Origin of the sequence: Vibrio sp. Y20_XG_PY13 (genome assembly GCF_024181925.1) — a bacterium.
Taxonomy (GTDB): Bacteria; Pseudomonadota; Gammaproteobacteria; order Enterobacterales; family Vibrionaceae; genus Vibrio; species Vibrio parahaemolyticus.
This window is the reverse complement of record NZ_JAMZAL010000004.1, coordinates 62966-83319: the sequence shown is the minus strand read 5'-3', so window position 1 is coordinate 83319 and position 20354 is coordinate 62966. Positions and strand designations below refer to the sequence as shown.

Sequence of the window (20354 nt, the reverse complement as noted above, 5' to 3'; positions counted from 1 at the left end):
TATTAATGTCCTTCAAAATCGCAAATGCTGAATACGTTTAGGCCTAATGCTTCTAAACGCTTATCACCACCGATTTCTGGTAGGTTGATAACGAACGCTGCGTGTTCAACTTCACCACCAAGTTGGCGAATTAACTTAGTCGTTGCCTCAATCGTGCCACCTGTCGCCAGCAAGTCATCCACAACCAATACTTTATCGCCCTCTACGATAGCGTCTGTGTGAATTTCTAGCGTATCAATGCCGTATTCTAGTTCATAAGATTGAGCAATGGTCGGGCGAGGTAGTTTGCCTGGCTTACGCACTGGAACAAAACCAACACCTAGCTCAAGCGCTAGTGGCGCACCAAATAGGAAACCACGTGCTTCTGTACCCACAACCTTTGTAAAGCCCATGTCTTTGTAGCGTTCAACCAGCAGACCGATGGTTGCTTGATACGCTTTTGCGTCTTCTAATAGGCTTGTTACGTCGCGGAAAAGAATGCCTGGTTTTGGGTAATCTTGGATGCTTTTGATGCTAGATTTGATCAGCGAAATTGTTTCTGTAGTCATAATACCGATTTACTTAGATTGGCTCATCACCCTCTATTCTAATCACAGTATCACGAGGGCAACGAACAATAGGTTTTCACCGCTATGTGCCTATTTTCTTAAAAGTCACAGGCGCTGAAAATACAAACGCCCACTCGAAGAGCGGGCACACTATTCTCTACAATCTTAGTGATTTTCTTCTCTGTCAGCAACCAACTCAATCACAGGTAGGCGCATAAACCAACTGAGTAAAACGATTAGCATCACTAAAAGAGCAATTTTTACCCAGATGATGGGGGCTACGATGATAGAAACGGTGAAACTAAGAATGATAAAAACCGCACCACGTTGTTTGACTTTAGGGCTCACCGCTCGATGACGATGCCAATTGTCTAAAATAGGGCCGAAGGTTTTGTGATTGTGTAACCAATGATGAAATGCAGGGCTGCCGCGCATAAAACAAGCGCTTGCTAGCAAGATAAAAGGAGTGGTCGGTAAGAGAGGAAGGGCGATGCCGGCAATGCCAAGCGCTATACAGAGTCCACCAACAATATTGAAGAAGTAACGCTTAATACGAATGGTGAACTCCAATACACAATAGCTAGATTAAAAGCCTGCGTAACCGTTCATTACACGAAGCCAGGTTAGCGTTGCAGGTAGAGTTGGGATCAAAAGTACTGCAATGAAACCTAAAAAGTAAAAAATATTATAAGGCTCTTTAAAATCTTTGTCTGCCATGATGTTTCTTCTCACTAGTTGACTTTGCTTCTCCCAACACGCAGCGTTAAATTAACGTTGCATAAATGGGTCATTATTGTTTTAGGTGCTGACTATACCTTAAACAACTCCATCTAAACACCAACAAAAAGTAAGGTTATAAAATCATCAGTTATAGAACGACAGATTCAGGAAAGAAGAAAGCAGCACATTACATGCTGCTTTCACCATATTAATTAAAGACAAGATCCGAGTTTGGCTTTCTAAACGAGTCGATTCACTCGAGTAATATTCAGGCTGAAACTGGATGCACCTAAACAACCTATCGACAACTGACCTGTTGTCTTCAGCGGTAAATCTCGGGTGATGAAGTTTTTCATGCTACCATCGCCCAGTCGATTGCCTGCCGCAATATGTTGATTTTCATGTCCATCCGACCATTGGCTGTCCAAACCAGCAGGTAAAAGTGACACGGTTGAAGAAGCTAAATCCGCCACACCAAATACCGCCTTCACCGCACCAGCACAATCTGAGCACTCAATGCCCTTCTCCATGATGTTTACCATGTCTTTCAGATCCGCACTGAAACTTTTTAAGTTTCTTAGGTAATCATCAAACAAAGCTCTCACCAGTAGCGTTGTCGCTACACCTCCATTTTCTTGGGAAGCAGAGTCCACTAAGTAGAAAGCAAACTGTCCATTCATCAACCAGCGATAATCAAACACCAAAGGCATCAAATCTGCCGACTGAAGTAACCGATAAGAACAACGCCAGTCACCTTGAGAGGCGTCTTTGTCTGGCAACAACGCATGCAGCAGATCTCTCGCTGCATTTGGGTTTTGTTGCAAGTACTCTAAATGCCAGTGCAGCTCTTGCTCATCTGGTATTTCTCCACCGTCATCTACGCGAAACCACTGGCTTGAAAAGTCACGTTGTTCTGCAAAATGACAGTCTGAGTCCTCAAGCGTATTGTCAATCGCTTGCGACAAATGTTCATAATTCCCTATCGGTTTTGGAAGAAAGTCTTTAATACCAAAACGCAACGCTTTCGCGACATCAGACATTTCATCTGTGCCAGACACCACAATAAGCGGTAACGATGGATACTCAAGACTGACTTCTTCTACGAATTCTATGCCATCTAATACGGGCATAGACAAATCACACAAGACGAGATCGGGTTGGCATTCCCTGAGTTGATGAAGAGCCTCTAGGCCATTTTCAGCTTCTACTACTTTGAAACCCTGACTTTCTAAATAAGCATTGGTTACGTTACGAAAGATCGGATCATCGTCCACTAACATGATCAGTTTCCGATTAACCACTTCCTGTGCCGAGACCATTGCCGTTTGACTGTGAGTCTTGAACATACCTTTACACCTCACAAAGCTTAGTCAAAAAACAAAATTATTTAAGTTATTATTTTTGTTGTGTTTGCATAGGCAAAACGTTGCGCAGCAAGACTTGAAGCGGTTTCGCCTTGTTATAAAACGTAGCTTGAAAAAGTCATTTATACAAATTGTCAGTATTTACTCCAAGGCTCTTGCTGTGTTCAAATGATGCAACATGTTGACTTAAAGCAAGCTTTAATCACAAAGTTAATTATAAATTAGCCATAATTGGTAATTTAATGTGTCTGGAAATATGAAATTAGATGATTTGAACCTGTTTCGACTGGTTGTCGAAAATGGGAGCTATACCGCAACTTCGCGAAAAACCATGATCCCGGTGGCAACCATCACCCGACGCATTCAAGCGCTAGAAGACTCTGTCAATCTTCGACTATTGAACCGTCACGCACGTAAGCTTTCTCTGACTGAAGCCGGAGAACGCTTTTACCATGAATGCTCTCCCCTACTTCAAAGGCTGACATCAACCGCGGAAGAAATCACCGATGACTGCCGCGGTGCATCAGGCAAAATTAAAATTTCTGCGCCTTACAATCTGACCAAGCGCATGATGATGCCGATGTTTAATGACTTCATGAAGAAGTATCCGGATATCAATATCGAGCTGACGACAGAGAACAACGCTGATCAATTAGATCCAACGGAATGGGATGTTATTTTCCGTGTTGGTCCGCAACGAGATTCCAGCCTAATTGCTCGTAAAATTGGCGAAGTAAAAGATATTTTGGTTGCCAGCCAAGACTATCTAGCAGCCAACCCTGCGCCAAACCACGCAGAAGAGCTCTCAAACCACTCTTTGCTAAAAGGCTACCCACTTATCAAGTGGACACTGATCAACAGCAAAGGTGAGTCTGTGGTGAACGTAGAGCGTGGTCGTTTCCAAGCCAACGCACTCAATGTTGTTCGCAGTGCTTGTTCAGAAGGTCTAGGTATTACATTAATGCCTGATGTGATGATTAAGGAATACATCGAAAGTGGTGAATTGTTGCGAGTATTGCCAGATTGGAGCGCAAACCCGCGCGACATCTACATGCTGTACAACCACAAAGATCACTTGCCAGAGAAAGTGCGTCTGTTCATCGACTTTGTGATTGCCTACAACATTCACTAAAAAATAAAAACCAGAGCCTAGGCTCTGGTTTTTTTAATCCCGATAATGATGGCGCAGGTTTACGCGCCTTCGTTGTGCAGCTCTAGGTTCGCTAGATCTTGCTGAATTTCACGTTGCGTTTTTGCATCGTCATTACGCAAACCATCTAGGAAGTCGAGGTATTGTTGATCGATATCGCCAGTTACGTATTCACCATTAAATACTGATGTATCGAACTGCGTGATATCTTGGTTACCTAAACCTACCGCTTCAACTAAGTCATCTAGACGTTGGTAAATAAGCGCATCCGCACCAATCTGTTTACAAATGGTTTCGTTGTCACGACCATGAGCAATCAGCTCTGTCGCGCTCGGCATATCGATACCGTAAACGTTAGGGAAGCGAACTTCTGGTGCAGCAGACACCATGTACACTTTCTTCGCGCCGGAGTCACGAGCCATCTCAATGATCTGTTCTGATGTCGTACCGCGAACGATAGAGTCATCCACCAGCAACACGTTCTTATCTTTGAACTCAGAGCGGATAGCGTTTAGCTTGCGACGCACTGATTTCTTACGTTGTTGCTGACCAGGCATGATAAACGTGCGGCCAACGTAACGGTTTTTAACAAAGCCTTGGCGGTAAGGAATATCGATCGCTTGAGCAATTTGTAGTGCGATATCGCAAGAGGTTTCAGGAATCGGGATTACGACGTCGATATCAAGATCGGCGTAATCTTCACGAATTCGCTCACCCAGCTTTTTGCCCATTTCAACGCGAGCACTGTACACAGAGATTTTATCGATGAAAGAATCAGGGCGCGCAAAGTAAACAAATTCAAAAATACAAGGATTTAGCTTTGGATTGTCTGCACATTGCTTAGTGAACAGTTCACCTTCAAATGTCGCATACACCGCTTCACCCGGCGCTACGTCACGTACAAAGTCAAAACCGACCGCATCCAACGCAACAGACTCTGATGCAACCATGTATTCCGTGCGACCAGCGACTTCACGCTTGCCTAAACAAAGAGGGCGAATACCATGCGGGTCACGAAACGCAATCATACCGTGGCCGATGATCATCGCAGTTACCGCATAAGCGCCGCGAATAGTACGGTGCACATTGGTAACAGCGCGAAATACATCTTCAGCAGTCACATTGCCTTTTACTGTGTCAATTTCGTGTGCAAGTACGTTGAGAAGCACTTCTGAATCAGAAGTGGTGTTGATGTGGCGGCGATCTTTTTCAAACAGTTTCTGACGAACTTCGTGAGCGTTGGTCAGGTTACCGTTGTGGGCAAGTGTAATACCGAAAGGAGAGTTTACGTAGAAAGGCTGGGCTTCTGAGGCGCTTGAACTACCCGCAGTTGGGTAACGAACGTGGCCGATACCGACCTCACCTTGCAAGCGCTGCATGTGTCTTGCTTCGAATACATCCTTGACTAAACCGTTCGCCTTACGCAGACGAAAACGATTGCTTTCTATGGTACAAATACCAGCGGCATCTTGGCCACGATGCTGTAACACCGTTAACGCGTCATAAATAGACTGGTTTACAGGCGTTGTGCCCACGATTCCAACAATACCACACATGTCCTAATCCTCGATTTGCGACAGTAGCTGGCACTACTAGATAGTGCCAGACAGAAAACTTGATGTTGCTTGTAAATGCTCGAAGAATGGGGCGATGATACGGCTGAACTCAGGGATCAACTGTGACTCTTTCCACCAATCCGAGCTTGGGAATGCAGTAAACGCATCCATAAAAAACAGCACCGCAGAAACAATTAAGACTCCGCGTAAACCACCAAATACAATTCCTAGAATTCGGTCAGTACCTGATAGCCCTGTTTTTTGTACCAGTTGACCAATGACGTAATTCACCACCGCACCAACTACCAAGGTTGCGACGAATAACGCCGCAATTGCGGCTCCGTTGCGAAACATATCATCTTTGATATTGGTGAAGTACACCGCCAATTTGGCGTAGTAGTTACTGGAGATAAAAAACGCTCCGAACCAAATAACCAAAGACAAAGCTTCTTTAGCAAAACCGCGAACTAAACTGATCAGAGCTGAAAATCCGATCACACCTAAAATGATAAAATCTATCCAATTCATGCTTTCTTCATCTTAAGTTGGCGCGCATTTTAACAGAAAAAATGCTGACGCAAACGTTTTCTTATGGATTTAATGGCTTAAATTTAAGCAATTGACCTTTTGAACCGGTAATTTTTTGTAATTCTTGAACTTGTCGTTCAAGTTTACTTTTTGACACATCAGGGCCAACAATTACTCGAGTAAAGTCGTTCTCTTTTTTCGTATGAGCCTGATAACCACGCTTCTGCAAATCCGCAACGAGCGCCTCTGCATTTTCGTGATTCTTCAGCGCCATCAACTGAATGATCCACGCAGAATCTTCATATTGATTTTTTTCTTCAACTGGACGAACAGCAATTTCAACCTGCTCTGGCTGTTTTGGTTGCTTTACTTCGACGGGTTGTGGCGTAGGTTCAGGTTTCTGCTCCGGCTGAGAGGCGTTAACCTGACGCTCTTCTGACTCTTGCACGACCGCCTCTACTGGTGATTCTGGTAGCGCAATGTCATCTTCTACTGGCTCTAAGATCTCGAAGTTTTCCACATCACTATCAAGTTCAGGTTTGATAGGAATGCTGGCAAATTCTTCTTTGTAGTGCAGTTTTTTACCATCTAGAACATCAGGGAGAACAATGACTCCCACTGCGACTAGAATGATGGTGCCGACTAAACGACTTTGGAATTTACTTGCCATCAAGTTACCTTTGATTACTTATTCTTTGATTGCCAATACTCCAATACCTCACCTACGGTATGGAATGAGCCCGCGACCAACACAAGATCGTTTGAAGCAGCGCTGCTTAATGCACTCTCAAACGCTTCAACCGATGTTTGGAACTGAACTTGCCCTTGCGGTAGGTACTGGCATAATTCATCCGCCGTTGCAGCCCGTGGCCCAGTCAACGATGCTGGATACCAATGCGTCACGATGGGCTTAAGCGCGGCCAATGTCGCTTTGATGTCTTTATCATGCAGCATTGCAATTACAACGTGGATAGTTTTCCCTGCGTACTGAGTTTTTACCTTTTCAACTAAATACTCAGCAGAGTGAGGGTTGTGCGCCACGTCCAACACAATTTCTGGCTCGTGTTGAAGTACCTGCATTCGACCCGCGAGTCGAGCATTATTCAAGCCATTCACGATGTTTATGTCAGTGATTTGCAATTCCGACGCGCCTAGAGCCATTAAAGCAGTGGCAGCATTTGGAAGCGGTAGCGAAGGCAGAGGAAGATCCTCAAGCGCAAAAGCACCACTACTCCACTTCCAACCTTTCTCAGTTAGAGCGTAGTCAAACTGGATGCCGACTTGGAAGAATTCAGCACCGATATCATCAGCATGGGCTGCAACCGTCGCTGGAGGCAGTGGTTGACCACAAATCGCGGGTTTACCTGCGCGGTAGATGCCCGCTTTTTCAAAGCCGATAACATTGATGTCGTCACCAAGCCAATCTACATGGTCGATCGCCAGGCTGGTGATCACTGACACATCGTGTTCAACGACGTTTGTTGCATCTAATCGCCCACCTAAACCAACTTCAAGAAGCACTACATCGACGTTTTCGACTTGGAAAATACGCAGCGCTGCAAGCGTGCCGAACTCGAACAAACTTAAACTGATGTCACCACGTTGTTTTTCTACATAGTCAAACGCTTCACAGTGCTTAGCATCTTCCACGTCTACACCATTAATGCGCACACGCTCGTTATAACGAATCAGATGAGGAGAACTGTAAACGCCTACCGAATAGCCAGCGTCGAGTAAGATTGCTTCCATTAGCGCACACGTTGAGCCTTTGCCATTGGTTCCGGCAACAGTGATTACGGTGGGAGCAGGTTTGGTGAGATTGGCTTTTGTCGCTACCGCTTGAACGCGGTCTAAGCCTAAATCGATAGCTGAGGAATGAATATTTGATAAATAATCAAGCCACATCGCTAGAGGAGATGTGGCTTGAGGAATTGGGTTTTGGGTCATCTAACTTTAACCATTAATTTCTTTGGCTTTATGTTAGTTGTTACTTTACCCTTTTTCGTCCACTTCTGGTACAGAATATGGTTCTTCATTTGGAGATTCGTTAACCGAAACCACCAATGGAGACTTGTGGTTAGTCATCTTAGCGATAAGACCACCCACACGTTGACGCATTTCACGACGGTCAACGATCATATCAATTGCACCGTGCTCAAGCAGGAATTCGCTACGTTGGAAACCTTCAGGAAGATCTTCACGTACCGTTTGCTCGATTACACGACGACCTGCAAAGCCGATCAACGCTTTAGGCTCACCAATGTTGATATCACCCAGCATCGCCAAACTTGCCGATACACCGCCCATGGTTGGGTCAGTAAGAACCGAAATAAATGGCAGGCCTTTTTCTGACAGACGCTCAAGTGCCGCACTGGTTTTCGCCATTTGCATTAGAGACATCAGCGCCTCTTGCATGCGAGCGCCGCCACTTGCAGAGAAACACACAAGCGCGCAGTTGTTCTCGATTGCTGCTTCTACTGCTTTAACAAAGCGAGCACCAACCACAGAGCCCATTGAACCGCCCATGAAAGAGAATTCAAACGCACACGCTACTAGAGGCATGCCTAATAGCTCACCTTGCATAACGATTAGCGCATCTTTCTCGCCACTGCTCTTTTGTGCTGCAGAGATACGTTCTTTGTATCGCTTAGAATCTTTAAACTTCAGTTTGTCTTGAGGCTCAAGCTCAGTGCCTAGCTCAACACGGTTACCTTCGTCCAAGAATGTTTCCAAACGACGACGCGCTTTCATACGCATGTGATGGTTACACTTAGGACAAACTTCTAGGTTACGCTCAAGTTCAGCATGGTAAAGAACCTGCTCACAAGAGGTACATTTCGTCCACACACCTTCTGGGATAGAAGCTTTACGTGAACTAACTAGGTTACTTTTCTCTAAAATCTTTTCAAGCCAACTCATGGAAGACCTTTTCTCTCAACTCTTCCGCTTCATTGCGAAAGATATAAATTCGAAATAATACCGACGGATTAAACCATATCTTGCGACGAGTGTAGATAAAAAACTGGTTGTACCTATTTTCGATATCGTTAATTACTGATGTTATGCGGCTACACTACCGATATTTTGAAGCAAGTTTGTGAATTTAGTTCAAATTATCTGGCAAAAACAGCGGACCGATCGGCACGCAAGGCAATTCAAATTCTTCTGGATAATCGACATCGACTAAGTACAAACCTTCAGCCTTCGCTGTTGCACCTGCAAGTTTGCGATCTTTTGCCTCAAGCAACCACTTGATCCACCCTGGTTTTTCTTCACCACGACCGACTTTAATCAGGCTACCTGTGATGTTTCGAACCATGTGATGAACGAACGCGTTCGCTTTAATGTCGATAACAACATAATCACCATGACGAGTGACGTTTAGGTGCATCAAATTACGGCACGGACTCAACGACTGACAATGCGCTGCACGGAATGATGAAAAGTCATTTTCACCTAACAAATATTGCCCGGCTTCATGCATTTTCTTTTCATCTAGCTCGCCGTGATAATGGCTCACACCCGAGTTCAAAATGCCTGGGCGCAATGCGTGATTAAAAATGATGTAGCGGTAACGACGCGCTGTTGCTGAGAATCGCGCATGGAAGTCATCAGGAACTTCTTTTGCCCAGCGAACAGCGATGTCACTTGGCATGTTCGCATTTGCGCCCATCGTCCAAGCCACCATTTTTCGATTAACGTTGGTATCAAAGTGAACAACTTGTCCCGTACCATGTACACCCGCATCAGTACGACCTGCACACTGCACTTCGACAGGGTGGTTCGCAACGATGGACAACGCTTTCTCTAGTTCTTCTTGAACACTTTTCACTTCTCTTTGGCGTTGCCAACCAAAATAATTTGTACCGTTGTATTCGATACCTAATGCGATTCTCATCTTAACCTTCGAACTCTAAAATGGGGCGGGAAGTATATACTCAAGTCCCTTCAGATACAAAAAGGGCAGCTCTCGCTACCCTTTTTGATTTATCGACCGTTTATGGTATCGATGAGGTTTTTCGCTTCTCGGCGAATGTCATCTTCACCGTAAACTATCGCCTCTTCTAACAGTTTGATCGCACCTTGAGGATCGTTCATTTCAAGATAGATTTTAGCAAGGTCCAACTTACCTGCTGCTTCTGCATTGGTATCTACATCAACGTCACCGATATCACCAATCACATCAGGGAACTCATTCAAACCGACATCGAGCATCAGTTCTTGCTCTTCAAACTCACCACCTTCTTTGTCCACTTGAGCCATCAGTTCATCAATAGTCATAAACTGATTTTTCTTAGGGTCAAAGTCATCAAGATCTTCCTGCTCGGCCCAGTTCTCTTGCGCGATTTCAGGTTGAGTCAGCGCTTCGCTCGAACTCCACACTTCTTGCTGGTCTTCAGGGACTTCTTCCATAACCGATGGTTCAGCCATGTCTGATGCTGGCTTAAAACCATCCCAGTCATCACCGACATCCAACATGGTTTCGAAATCCATGCCTGCACTTGCAATGGTATCGCTGTCGAGTTTGCCATCAAACGCTTCAGCACTTGGCTCATCTGCAAGCAAGTTAGCCATCGTTGATTCATCAAAATCGTCTAACTCAGATGGAGATTCAATAACAGTTGGCTGCTCTACCTCTTGATCAAAACTGTTTTGAGCGAAGACTTCAAAAAGCGCATCATGGTCATTATCTGCCTGGAGAGTTGGCTTAGGCGCAACTTCTGATTCAGATGAAGGTGATGCTTCAGCCATAGCCGCTATAGCATCTTCTTCACTGAACTCTGGCAGTTCAGTATCATCGAAATTGAACTCTTCTTCCGCTTCGGCTGCTGGTGCTGCCGCTTCACGTTCAGATTCTGGTAGCTCAGGTTCATCAGCCATAGACGCTAATGCATCTTCTTCGTCGAACTCTGGCAGTTCCAGTTCGTCGAAGTTGAATTCTTCTTCCGCTTCGGCCGTTGGTGCTGCGGCTTGAACTTCAGATTCTGGTAGCTCAGGCTCATCGGCCATTGAAGCTAACGCATCTTCTTCGTCGAACTCTGGCAGTTCCAGCTCGTCGAAGTTGAAATCTTCTTCCGCGTCAACGGTTGGCGCTGCGGCTTGAACTTCAGCTTCTGGTAGCTCAGGCTCACTGGCCATTGAAGCTAACGCATCTTCTTCGTCGAACTCTGGCAGTTCCAGTTCGTCGAAGTTGAATTCTTCTTCCGCGTCAACGGTTGGCGCTGCTGCTTGAACTTCAGCTTCTGGTAGCTCAGGCTCATCGGCCATAGATGCTAATGCATCTTCTTCGTCGAACTCTGGCAGTTCCAGTTCGTCGAAGTTGAATTCTTCTTCCGCTTCGGCGGTCGGCTCTGCAGTTTGAACTTCAGCTTCTGGTAGCTCAGGTTCAGCCGTCATGGATGCCAATGCATCTTCTTCATCAAACTCTGGCAGTTCCAGCTCGTCGAAGTTGAATTCTTCTTCCGCGTCAGCGGTCGGCTCTGCAGTTTGAACTTCAGCTTCTGGTAGCTCAGGCTCACCGGCCATTGAAGCTAATGCATCGTCTTCGTCAAACTCTGGCAGTTCCAGTTCGTAGAAGTTGAATTCTTCTTCCGCTTCGGCCGCTGGTGCTGCCGCTTCACGTTCAGATTCTGGTAGATCAAGTTCATCGGCCATAGATGCTAATGCATCTTCTTCATCAAACTCTGGCAGTTCCAGTTCGTCGAAGTTGAACTCGTCTTCATCAACGTCAGTGGACGTTGCCGCGACAGGTTCTTGTTCAAGTTTGTTTTCAGCTTCAGGCTCAACGTCGTCTAGTAACCAGTCTTCTTCTTGAGGAACGCCAAATTCATTCTCAACGGTATTCGGCGTTGGCGTGAATGCAGGTTCTTCCTCTTTACTGGTAATTTCTGGTTCAGTCTGTTCCTCGCGAAGTTGATACTCACCATTTTCAGAGGGCAGCTCTTCAGCCGATGGCATCAAATTCTCTTTGACAGATGAGTTTTCTAACTCTTCAGCAAAACCGTCTTTGCCTTCCAGAAGTGCATCTAGCTCGGCGGCAAAGCCTGCACTTTCTTGCTCAGTTTCTTCAAGAACGGTGTTATCAGATTCAAACAGTTCATCCAGCTCAGTCATCAGAGGATCATGCTCTGGCGACATTTCCTCAAGATCACCTAAGAAGTCATTGCTATTAAACGGGACGCTTTCTTCTTGTAATGATTCCGTTGGTTCTGGAGCTACAGGTTGTTGCTGCGCCTCACTCAGCAGAGCGTCGATATCTAAGCCAGATTCAAATTCTAACTCTGAGGCGTCTTCTTCAACCTGCGCGGTTAGCGGCTTTTCTTCCTCTGGCTCAAGCGCTTTATTTTGTTCCGTTTGAGGCTCAATCTCTTCAAAACCAAAATCAGCCACCAAGTCATCGTCTAACTGACTCTCATCAGCAGTGACTACCTCATCCTCACGAATCAAATCATCGAATGGGTCAAGCTCGCTCGTGGTCTCGTCTTCTAAAACGGGCTCATCATCGTCGTCTTGCAGTAACTCATCGAGTAAATCAACGCTGTTTTCGTCGAGTTCCTCAATTACTTCTTCAGCCTCAAAATCAGATAGCGCTTCCAATTCGTTGAGCGGATCGAACTCTTCCTCGGTTTCGTCTTCATCGAAATCGATCAATTCGTCGAGTAGCTCAGTGCTGTTTTCATCGATATCGGTGTCATCAGTCAAACCCGCCAGACTTTCGAGTTCATCAAGTGGGTCAAGCTCAGTTGATGTTTCTTCTGCTGGTTGATCGTATTGAGCTAATAGCTTATCAATATCGTCATCCGACGCCTCTCCTGCCGAGAAATCCTCGTCTGAGACTTGCGGCTCTGGCTTGGTATCTTCAACGTCAAGATCTAAATCATCGTCGCCAAGTTCTGCGAATAAGTCGTCCAGCATCGCTTGATCAACGCTGCCACTTGAAAGGTCTTCCGATGGTTCATCATCAGCAAGAAGTTTGGCAAATTCATCATCAGAAATAGCGTTATCGTCGTCGGACAAGTCGAAGCCTGTTTCGTCTTCGTCGAGCACTTCAAGTTCTGGCGTCACTTCATCAAGCGCACGTTCCATCTCTTCAAGGCCCAGCGCTTTCTCGTCGCCATTGACTTGAATACCGCTCGTTGAAGAATCAAACTCGTCAAATCCAACGTCTAAATCACCATCATCGCCGATACCGGCAAATGGATCTTCGCCGTCATCGCCTTCTAAGTTGAAGTCTAGTTCTTCGTCATCTAGGTTCGCGAAGACATCCTCTTCAAGCTCTGCTTTCTCATCCTGCTCTAACAGCGGTTCAGAGTCATCATCACCAAACAAGTCATCATCTAGGCTGAGCTCATCATCAAGTTGGTCAGCGGCAGCTAAACCAATTGGTGCCGCAAGCGGGTCGATATCTTGTGCCTGCTGCTGCGCGGCTTCCTCTTCTTTCGCTTTCGAGCGACGACCAAGTAGCATGACAACCAACAATGCAAGCAGCGCACCTGGAATCAGGGCAGCGAGTCCGACTAGCCAACCATTGGATAGAATCTTATCCATCGTACTTGGCTGCATGCGTTGCTGCTCAGCAACACGTTGGCGCTCCTCTGCCAACAGTTTTTCCACTTCCGAACGAATGCGCTCTTCGTCGTTAAGCTCGCTTTTGAGTGTTTCAACTTCGCTCTGAACTTGAGACAACATGAGGCGCAAACGATGGTTTTTCTCTTCTAGTGATTCAAGCTCACTTTGCGAGCCCTGCAGCTTGTCTTTTAGATCACTGACCTGCTTTTCACCTTGTGGTGACGTCGAAACTGGTGGCACGTTTGCTGTCGTTTCAACAGGTTTAACTGGTTCAGGTTTTGGTGGAGTAACAACTGGCGGTTTTGGCGCGGTAGGCTCTGCAACAGGTGCAGGTTTAACCTCTATCTGTTTAACTGGAGCTGGCTTTTCTGGCTTGGGTTGTTTTAGTCGTAACTCATGCGCCTTCATAATGGCAACAGCTTGCTCAGTCGTCGCACTGCGAACTTGCTCTAATGAGGGAACACGAAGACGGCTGCCTGGGATCAGCTCGTGGATGTTTTGATTGTCAAACGCTTGAGGGTTGATTCGATAAATGGCGAGAAGCGTTTGTTGCACCGAGACATTACGTGACGGTCTTAGCTCAGAAGCAATCGACCACAGAGTTTGGTTTTCACCTGTCGGGCCGAAAAAGCGCGAAGGCTGAGTATTCTCAGGTGGAGTAGGTAATGCTCGTTCGATCTCTTCAGCATAGCTCGGAGATGATTGCACTTCACCAGACGGCCCAACGAGACGAATCCCTTCGGCTTGAACCACTGACGATGTCTGAGTCGCGCTCATCAACACAAGGGCTGCTAACAAACGCTTATAATTTTGACGCATAGAAGGCTCAGTTTTGTGCTAGAAACAATTTGAAATGGTGATCGGTTAAATATATCGGATATACCACGCAAAACTATAGCTTTGGGGGTAAAAAATGTGTGGCTCTCGCCATATTCGTACTAATCTCACACAAATTTACATCGTTCGAACAAAAAAAGCCTCGCTTAATGCGAGGCTTTACGGTTCTTATACCACTAACTTAGTAGTAATCGCGGATCAGTACTTCGGCGATTTGTACAGCGTTCGTTGCTGCACCTTTGCGCACGTTGTCAGCTACAACCCATAGGTTTACGCCGCAGTGGTGGCTAATATCGTTGCGAATGCGGCCAACCATTACGTGATCTTTACCGCCCGCATCACGAACTTGTGTTGGGAAATCGTCACCGTGGAATACTTCTACACCTTCGGTTTGCTCAAGAAGGTTAATTACTTCTTGCGCGTCTATTGGTGAACGAGTTTCAACGTGAACCGCTTCTGCGTGGCCGTAGAACACCGGCACACGAACACACGTTGGGTTTACGGTGATTGAAGGATCGTTAAAGATTTTCTGAGTTTCCCACACCATTTTCATTTCTTCTTTGGTGTAGCCGTTTTCCATCATCTGATCGATTTGTGGAATACAGTTAAACGCGATCTGTTGTGAGAACTGCTTCTTGTCAGCTGGCAGACCATTTAGCAACTTAGCGGTTTGACCAGCCAACTCATCAATGCCCGCCTTACCTGCACCTGATACCGATTGATAAGTTGAAACGTTGATACGCTCAATACCCACGGCATCGTGGATTGGTTTAAGTGCGACTAACATTTGGATAGTCGAACAGTTTGGGTTGGCAATGATGTTACGGTTACGGAACTCAGCAATCGCTTCAGGGTTTACTTCAGGCACAACAAGAGGAATGTCGTACTCGTAACGGAAGTGTGACGTGTTGTCGATAACAATCACACCTTCATCAGCTGCGATTGGCGCCCATTTTGCAGATAGATCGCCACCAGCCGAGAACAGAGCGATGTGCGCTTGAGACCAATCAAACTCTTCTACGTTTTGTACGCGTACGGTTTTACCATTGAAACGGTAAGTCTTGCCTTCGCTACGCTCACTTGCCAATAGGAACAGTTCACCGACTGGGAACTTGCGCTCTTGAAGCACTTCTAAAATTGTTTCACCGACCGCACCGGTCGCACCCAAAATGGCAACATTGTATTGCTGGCTCATTGACTTACCTCAATCTGAAAACCTAGTTCTGCTAGTGGTGCAAGGTTGCATGTTTCATTTCCCACTAGCGTGACAGCGCTGTATTCGCGGCGATCCCAGTAGTTTTTACGCATCAGGTCAAACGCACCTGGCTTACTGATTTCACGACGGAAAAGAGCGTCATCTTTACGCACATCATAGATTAACTGTGTGATGTTATGCAGTGTTGCTTCATCCCATGCTCTGTCCAACATCATCGTTGGAACAGGCGCAGTTGGCAGTAAATCGCTGGCATGCGCACGTAATTCGTTATTTAAGAACTCACAGTAGCTATTGAAAATCATTGTCGTACCGCGAGCTTTCCCTTCCAGGCCATAGCCTGCAACGTGAGGGGTTGCGAATGCTAGCAGAGGCAGAAGCTCCATATCAACCTCTGGTTCAAATTCGAAGACATCCAATGCCGCAGTGAAACCATCTTGTTTCATTAAACGTTGCTTCAATGCTTGGTTATCAACCACAGGGCCACGCGCCGCATTGATAAGAATTTGATCACCACGAAGACCGTTCAGTACTTTCTCGTCAATCAAATGATGCGTTGGGTGCAGGCCGTCTTTAGTGATTGGCGTGTGTAGTGTGATGATGTCTGATTGTTCGATAAGCTCAGCTAACGGAGTAAAGCTGCGAGGATCACCCGCCTCTTGCTTGAATGGGTCGTTGATAAGGACGTTGATGCCCATGCCTTTCAAGCACTTCTCTAGATAGCTACCCACTTGGCCCGCACCAATAATACCTACGGTTTTATCAAAGACCGAAAAACCTTGTTGCTGCGCGAGTACCATCATGACGCTAAATGCGTACTCTGCAACGCCAACTTTGTTACAACCCGGTGCTGCAGTAAAGAAAATACCCTTTTCTTTCAAAAGAGCTTGGTCGACGTGATCCATACCCGCTGTCGCCGTACCAACAAACTTGAGCTTGTTCGCTTTGCTGATCAGTTCAGCGTTTACTTTGGTTACCGATCGAATCATCAGAGCATCGATATCAATAAGGTCATCAGCAGTCAGGGTACGACCCGGTTTTAGAATCACTTCACCAAGTTGGCTGAATAGCTCTTCAGCGTACGGCATGTTTTCATCAACAATAATTTTCATAGCGCCAGCGTTTTTAAGATCCATTTTATGAGTTTGTTTATTCGCAAAAAGCGAAGCTATGGCGATTGTGCCCTTTTCGGGAAAAATCTCAAGATATAAACCCAATAAACCTCAAAGCGGAGAATAGCTTGGTTTGTAGAGGTAGCAACAATCGGCATCACGGACTTCCCAACAAGGAAAGTACATGAGTAACACGAAAAAACGGAATGATGAAAAAAGAAAAAGCCCGGCTAAATTAGCCGGGCAAAGTTCCAGAACAAAAGGATCCTATCCCGCTCTCCTTGGGATAGAGTCTGCGTCTGTTCGATCAGTTTGACTGATCAAGCTCTGGAAACTGGTTTATTGGCGTTCAAATCACAATAAACAACACCAACAAATTCAGTTAGCTTTGGTGTTGATTACGCTTGGTATTTTTTGATAACCAATGTTGCGTTGGTACCACCGAAGCCAAAGCTGTTTGACATGACTGTCGTTAGCTCTGCGTCGCGAGCTTCTGTCACGATATCCAGACCTTTTGCCGCTTCATCCAAGTTTTCAATATTGATGCTTGGCGCGATGAAGTTGTTGTCTAGCATTAGAGTCGAGTAAATCGCTTCGTGAACACCAGCCGCACCTAGAGCGTGACCTGTCATCGCTTTTGTTGCAGAGATTGCTGGGCTGTTGTCGCCAAATAGCTCTTGGATTGCGCCTAGCTCTTTCACGTCGCCAACTGGAGTAGACGTACCGTGAGTGTTAACGTAATCAATGCTGTCAACATCTTGCATTGCCATCTTCATACAACGCACTGCGCCTTCACCTGAAGGTGCTACCATGTCGTAGCCATCAGAAGTCGCACCGTAGCCTACGATTTCGCCGTAGATTTTCGCGCCACGTGCTAGAGCGTGCTCAAGTTCTTCGATAACCAGCATGCCGCCGCCGCCAGAGATAACAAAACCGTCACGGTCTGCATCGTAAGTACGAGACGCTTTTTCTGGCGTATCGTTGTATTTAGTTGATAGTGCGCCCATCGCATCAAACATCATCGTTTGAGACCAATCTAGCTCTTCACCACCACCAGCAAACACGATGTCTTGTTTGCCAAGTTGGATAAGCTCCATTGCGTGGCCGATACAGTGTGCAGATGTCGCACAAGCTGAACTCATTGAGTAGTTCACACCACGAATTTTAAATGGTGTCGCAAGACATGCTGATACGGTAGAAGACATAGTACGAGGAACCATGTAAGGGCCTACGCGTTTTACGCCTTTCTCGCGCATAATATCGGTTGCTACCGTTTGGTTTAATGCAGAAGCACCACCAGAACCAGCAACGATACCTGTACGATCGTTTGAAACTTGTTCTTCAGTTAGACCAGCGTCTTCAATCGCCTGCTGCATTGATAGGTATGCATAAGCAGCCGCATCACCCATAAAGCGCATCTGTTTACGGTCAATATGCTCCGCAGGGTTGATCTTTAGATCACCCCAAACTTGCGAACGAAGACCGTGTTCTTTGAACTGCTCAGACGCAGTGATGCCAGATTTGCCCGCTTTAAGAGACGCTAGAACTTCTTCGACGTTGTTACCGATACTTGAAACAATACCCATACCGGTGATTACGACTCGTTTCATTATGACATTCCTATAATTCAAAAATCCGCTAGATGATAACTAAGATAGTCAACAAAAGTGGTCAGCTTTCCCATAAATTCGTACAATCGCCCCATTCTTACCGCGCCAAATCACAAATTTGCACCATTATGACTTCAATTAAAAATGCTGAACTTGGTTGGAACGAAGCTGGCACGCCAGTTTCTGACCAATTTGATGATGTTTACTTTTCTAACGTAAACGGTCTTGAAGAGACACGCTACGTTTTCCTCAAACAAAATCATCTCCCAGAAAGATGGCAGGAATTTGACCAAAGACGCTTTGTTATTGGTGAAACCGGATTTGGCACGGGACTGAACTTTCTTGCTGTATGGCAATGGTTTAATGAATTTCGTCGCAACCACCCAGATGCAGCGCTAAAAGAGCTGCACTTCATTAGTTTTGAAAAATACCCGCTAAGCCTAGCGGATTTGAAAAAAGCACACGAAGCGTGGCCGGAGTTGGCTGAGTATGCAGAAAAGCTGCAAAAGCACTACCCTGCTGCCGTACCTGAGTGTCACCGAATTGTGCTTGAAGATGGCGCAATTACACTCGACCTTTGGTTTGGCGACATCAAAGACTGCATGCCGCAAGTCCCATACAACGAACAAGGTTTGATTGACGCTTGGTTTTTAGATGGATTCGCGCCAAGTAAAAACCCAGAAATGTGGAACCAAAATCTGTTCAACAACATGGCTAAGTTAGCCAAGCAAGACTGTACAGTTGCCACTTTTACCGCAGCGGGCTTTGTGCGTCGAGGATTGAACGAAGCTGGCTTTGCAATGAAAAAAGTCAAAGGCTTTGGCACCAAGCGTGAAATGATCGCAGGCTCGATGGAACAACGCGAAAAGCAATCGAACCATCTTGCGTGGTTCAATCGAACGGCGTCCAGCAATCTTGATTCGATTGCCATAATCGGAGGCGGTATTGCCAGCGCGGCGTTAGCGAAAACGTTGGTTCGTCGTGGCCAAAACGTCACGCTTTACTGCAAAGACACTCAACCAGCCGAAGGGGCATCTGGCAACCGTCAAGGTGCCGTTTATCCTCTGCTTAATGGCCCACATACAGGTGTATCTCGTGTGTTTGCGCCAGCATTTTTGTTCGCACGTCAATTTGTCGAGCAAGCAGCGCAAGAAATCGATTTTGACCATGATTGGTGTGGTGTAACTCAGCTGATGTGGGATGACAAATCCACAGACAAACTAGAGAAAATGCTTGAGGGAAACTTCACTCCAGCGCTCATTCGTAAATTGTCTGCGGAAGAAACGGCGGAGACAATCGGCTTATCCATTGATATGGCATCGGTTCATTACCCAATGGGCGGTTGGTTGTGCCCTGCGGAATTAACTCGCGGGCTGATTACTCAACTAGAAAAAACCGATCTTTTTGAAGCGAAGTTCGAGCATCAAGTCGAGTCACTAACTTGGGACGAAGCGCGTCAGCTTTGGACATTAAAGGCGAACGGCCAGAACTTCGAACATTCAACCGTTGTAGTTGCTAACGGCAACGAGTTCCAAACACTAAGCCAAACTGAAGCCTTACCGATGGGACAAGTAAAAGGACAAGTGAGTCACGCGCCAGCAACGAAAACCCTATCTAAACTCAAAACTGTACTGTGTTACGACGGTTACATGACGCCTGTTAACCCAAATAACCAACACCTTTGCATTGGTGCCAGTTACGATCGCAGTCATTTAGACTATGAGTTTGATGAAAACGCACAACGAGATAACGTAGAAAAGTTGGTCAAATGCATTCCAAATCAGGAATGGACCAAAGAAGTGGATACATCGGGCAATTTGTCACGCCAAGGTATTCGTTGCGTGAGTCGAGACCATCTGCCGTTTGTTGGGAATGTGGGTGATTTCGAAACAATCAAATCTCAATATGCAGATTTGCAAAATCAACCAGAAGAAGAGGTTGAAGCGATTCACCAATTCCCTAACCTTTTCTGCTTCTTAGGTTTAGGCTCTCGAGGTCTAAGCTCTGCGCCTCTGTTGGCAGAAGTGTTGGCCTCGCAAATCTGTGGGGACCCGCTGCCACTCCCTGTCGATGTGCTGGCAGAACTTCACCCAAGCCGTATGTGGATACGCAAATTACGCAAAGGCAAAGCGATTACCGAGCTTTAA

Annotated in this window: 16 protein-coding genes; 2 read left to right on the top strand and 14 right to left on the bottom strand. The window is 46.1% G+C overall.

From position 1 onward, the window contains the following. Positions 1–2: 2 nt before the first annotated feature. The 4 genes from apt to NL646_RS11680 form a co-directional block, all read right to left on the bottom strand. Entirely contained in the window at positions 3–548 is a 546-nt protein-coding gene (gene apt, locus NL646_RS11690) for an adenine phosphoribosyltransferase (protein ID WP_005460112.1), read from the bottom strand. 165 nt (positions 549–713) lie between these two features. Next, a complete protein-coding gene (locus NL646_RS11685; RefSeq protein WP_005494429.1) occupies positions 714–1118 on the bottom strand; it encodes a YbaN family protein in 405 nt (134 codons plus the stop codon). Positions 1119–1133: 15 nt separating this feature from the next. Continuing rightward, complete coding sequence (locus NL646_RS23360; protein WP_005380608.1) at positions 1134–1265, bottom strand: hypothetical protein; 132 nt, start codon at positions 1263–1265, stop codon at positions 1134–1136. Positions 1266–1507: 242 nt separating this feature from the next. Further along, positions 1508–2614, bottom strand: a complete 1107-nt coding sequence (locus tag NL646_RS11680) for a response regulator (RefSeq protein WP_005494426.1) — start codon at positions 2612–2614, stop codon at positions 1508–1510. 274 nt (positions 2615–2888) lie between these two features. Here NL646_RS11680 and NL646_RS11675 point away from each other — a divergent pair, with 274 nt between their 5' ends. Beyond that, the gene (locus tag NL646_RS11675; protein WP_005460107.1) at positions 2889–3764 is read left to right on the top strand and encodes a LysR family transcriptional regulator; all 876 of its coding nucleotides are present in this window, start codon (positions 2889–2891) and stop codon (positions 3762–3764) included. 59 nt (positions 3765–3823) lie between these two features. Here NL646_RS11675 and purF read toward each other — a convergent pair whose 3' ends face one another. The 10 genes from purF to fabB form a co-directional block, all read right to left on the bottom strand. Continuing rightward, on the bottom strand, positions 3824–5338 hold the full coding sequence (gene purF, locus NL646_RS11670) for an amidophosphoribosyltransferase (RefSeq protein WP_005484378.1): 1515 nt from the start codon (positions 5336–5338) through the stop codon (positions 3824–3826). Between the two features lie 36 nt (positions 5339–5374). Then, the gene (locus tag NL646_RS11665; RefSeq protein ID WP_005484550.1) at positions 5375–5866 is read right to left on the bottom strand and encodes a CvpA family protein; all 492 of its coding nucleotides are present in this window, start codon (positions 5864–5866) and stop codon (positions 5375–5377) included. Between the two features lie 61 nt (positions 5867–5927). After that, positions 5928–6536: an SPOR domain-containing protein gene (locus NL646_RS11660; protein ID WP_015297091.1), complete on the bottom strand. Its 609-nt coding sequence runs from the start codon at positions 6534–6536 to the stop codon at positions 5928–5930. Between the two features lie 14 nt (positions 6537–6550). Further along, positions 6551–7813, bottom strand: coding sequence for a bifunctional tetrahydrofolate synthase/dihydrofolate synthase (folC, locus tag NL646_RS11655; RefSeq protein WP_253664255.1), 1263 nt, complete (start codon positions 7811–7813; stop codon positions 6551–6553). A 45-nt stretch (positions 7814–7858) separates the two neighbouring features. Next, complete coding sequence (gene accD, locus NL646_RS11650) at positions 7859–8785, bottom strand: acetyl-CoA carboxylase, carboxyltransferase subunit beta (RefSeq protein WP_005460141.1); 927 nt, start codon at positions 8783–8785, stop codon at positions 7859–7861. Positions 8786–8969: 184 nt separating this feature from the next. Continuing rightward, a complete protein-coding gene (gene truA / locus NL646_RS11645) occupies positions 8970–9764 on the bottom strand; it encodes a tRNA pseudouridine(38-40) synthase TruA (RefSeq protein ID WP_025548036.1) in 795 nt (264 codons plus the stop codon). Positions 9765–9853: 89 nt separating this feature from the next. After that, positions 9854–14254, bottom strand: coding sequence for a FimV/HubP family polar landmark protein (locus NL646_RS11640; RefSeq protein WP_253664254.1), 4401 nt, complete (start codon positions 14252–14254; stop codon positions 9854–9856). A 199-nt stretch (positions 14255–14453) separates the two neighbouring features. Beyond that, a complete protein-coding gene (locus tag NL646_RS11635; protein WP_065788117.1) occupies positions 14454–15467 on the bottom strand; it encodes an aspartate-semialdehyde dehydrogenase in 1014 nt (337 codons plus the stop codon). Continuing rightward, positions 15464–16597 (bottom strand): 4-phosphoerythronate dehydrogenase, encoded by a 1134-nt coding sequence (locus NL646_RS11630; protein WP_005494418.1) that lies wholly within the window; start codon positions 16595–16597, stop codon positions 15464–15466. Before NL646_RS11630 ends, NL646_RS11635 begins: the two co-directional genes overlap by 4 nt. A gap of 398 nt (positions 16598–16995) precedes the next feature. Then, positions 16996–18207 (bottom strand): beta-ketoacyl-ACP synthase I, encoded by a 1212-nt coding sequence (gene fabB / locus NL646_RS11625; RefSeq protein WP_005460738.1) that lies wholly within the window; start codon positions 18205–18207, stop codon positions 16996–16998. Positions 18208–18335: 128 nt separating this feature from the next. Here fabB and mnmC point away from each other — a divergent pair, with 128 nt between their 5' ends. After that, the gene (gene mnmC, locus NL646_RS11620) at positions 18336–20354 is read left to right on the top strand and encodes a bifunctional tRNA (5-methylaminomethyl-2-thiouridine)(34)-methyltransferase MnmD/FAD-dependent 5-carboxymethylaminomethyl-2-thiouridine(34) oxidoreductase MnmC (RefSeq protein WP_140285948.1); all 2019 of its coding nucleotides are present in this window, start codon (positions 18336–18338) and stop codon (positions 20352–20354) included.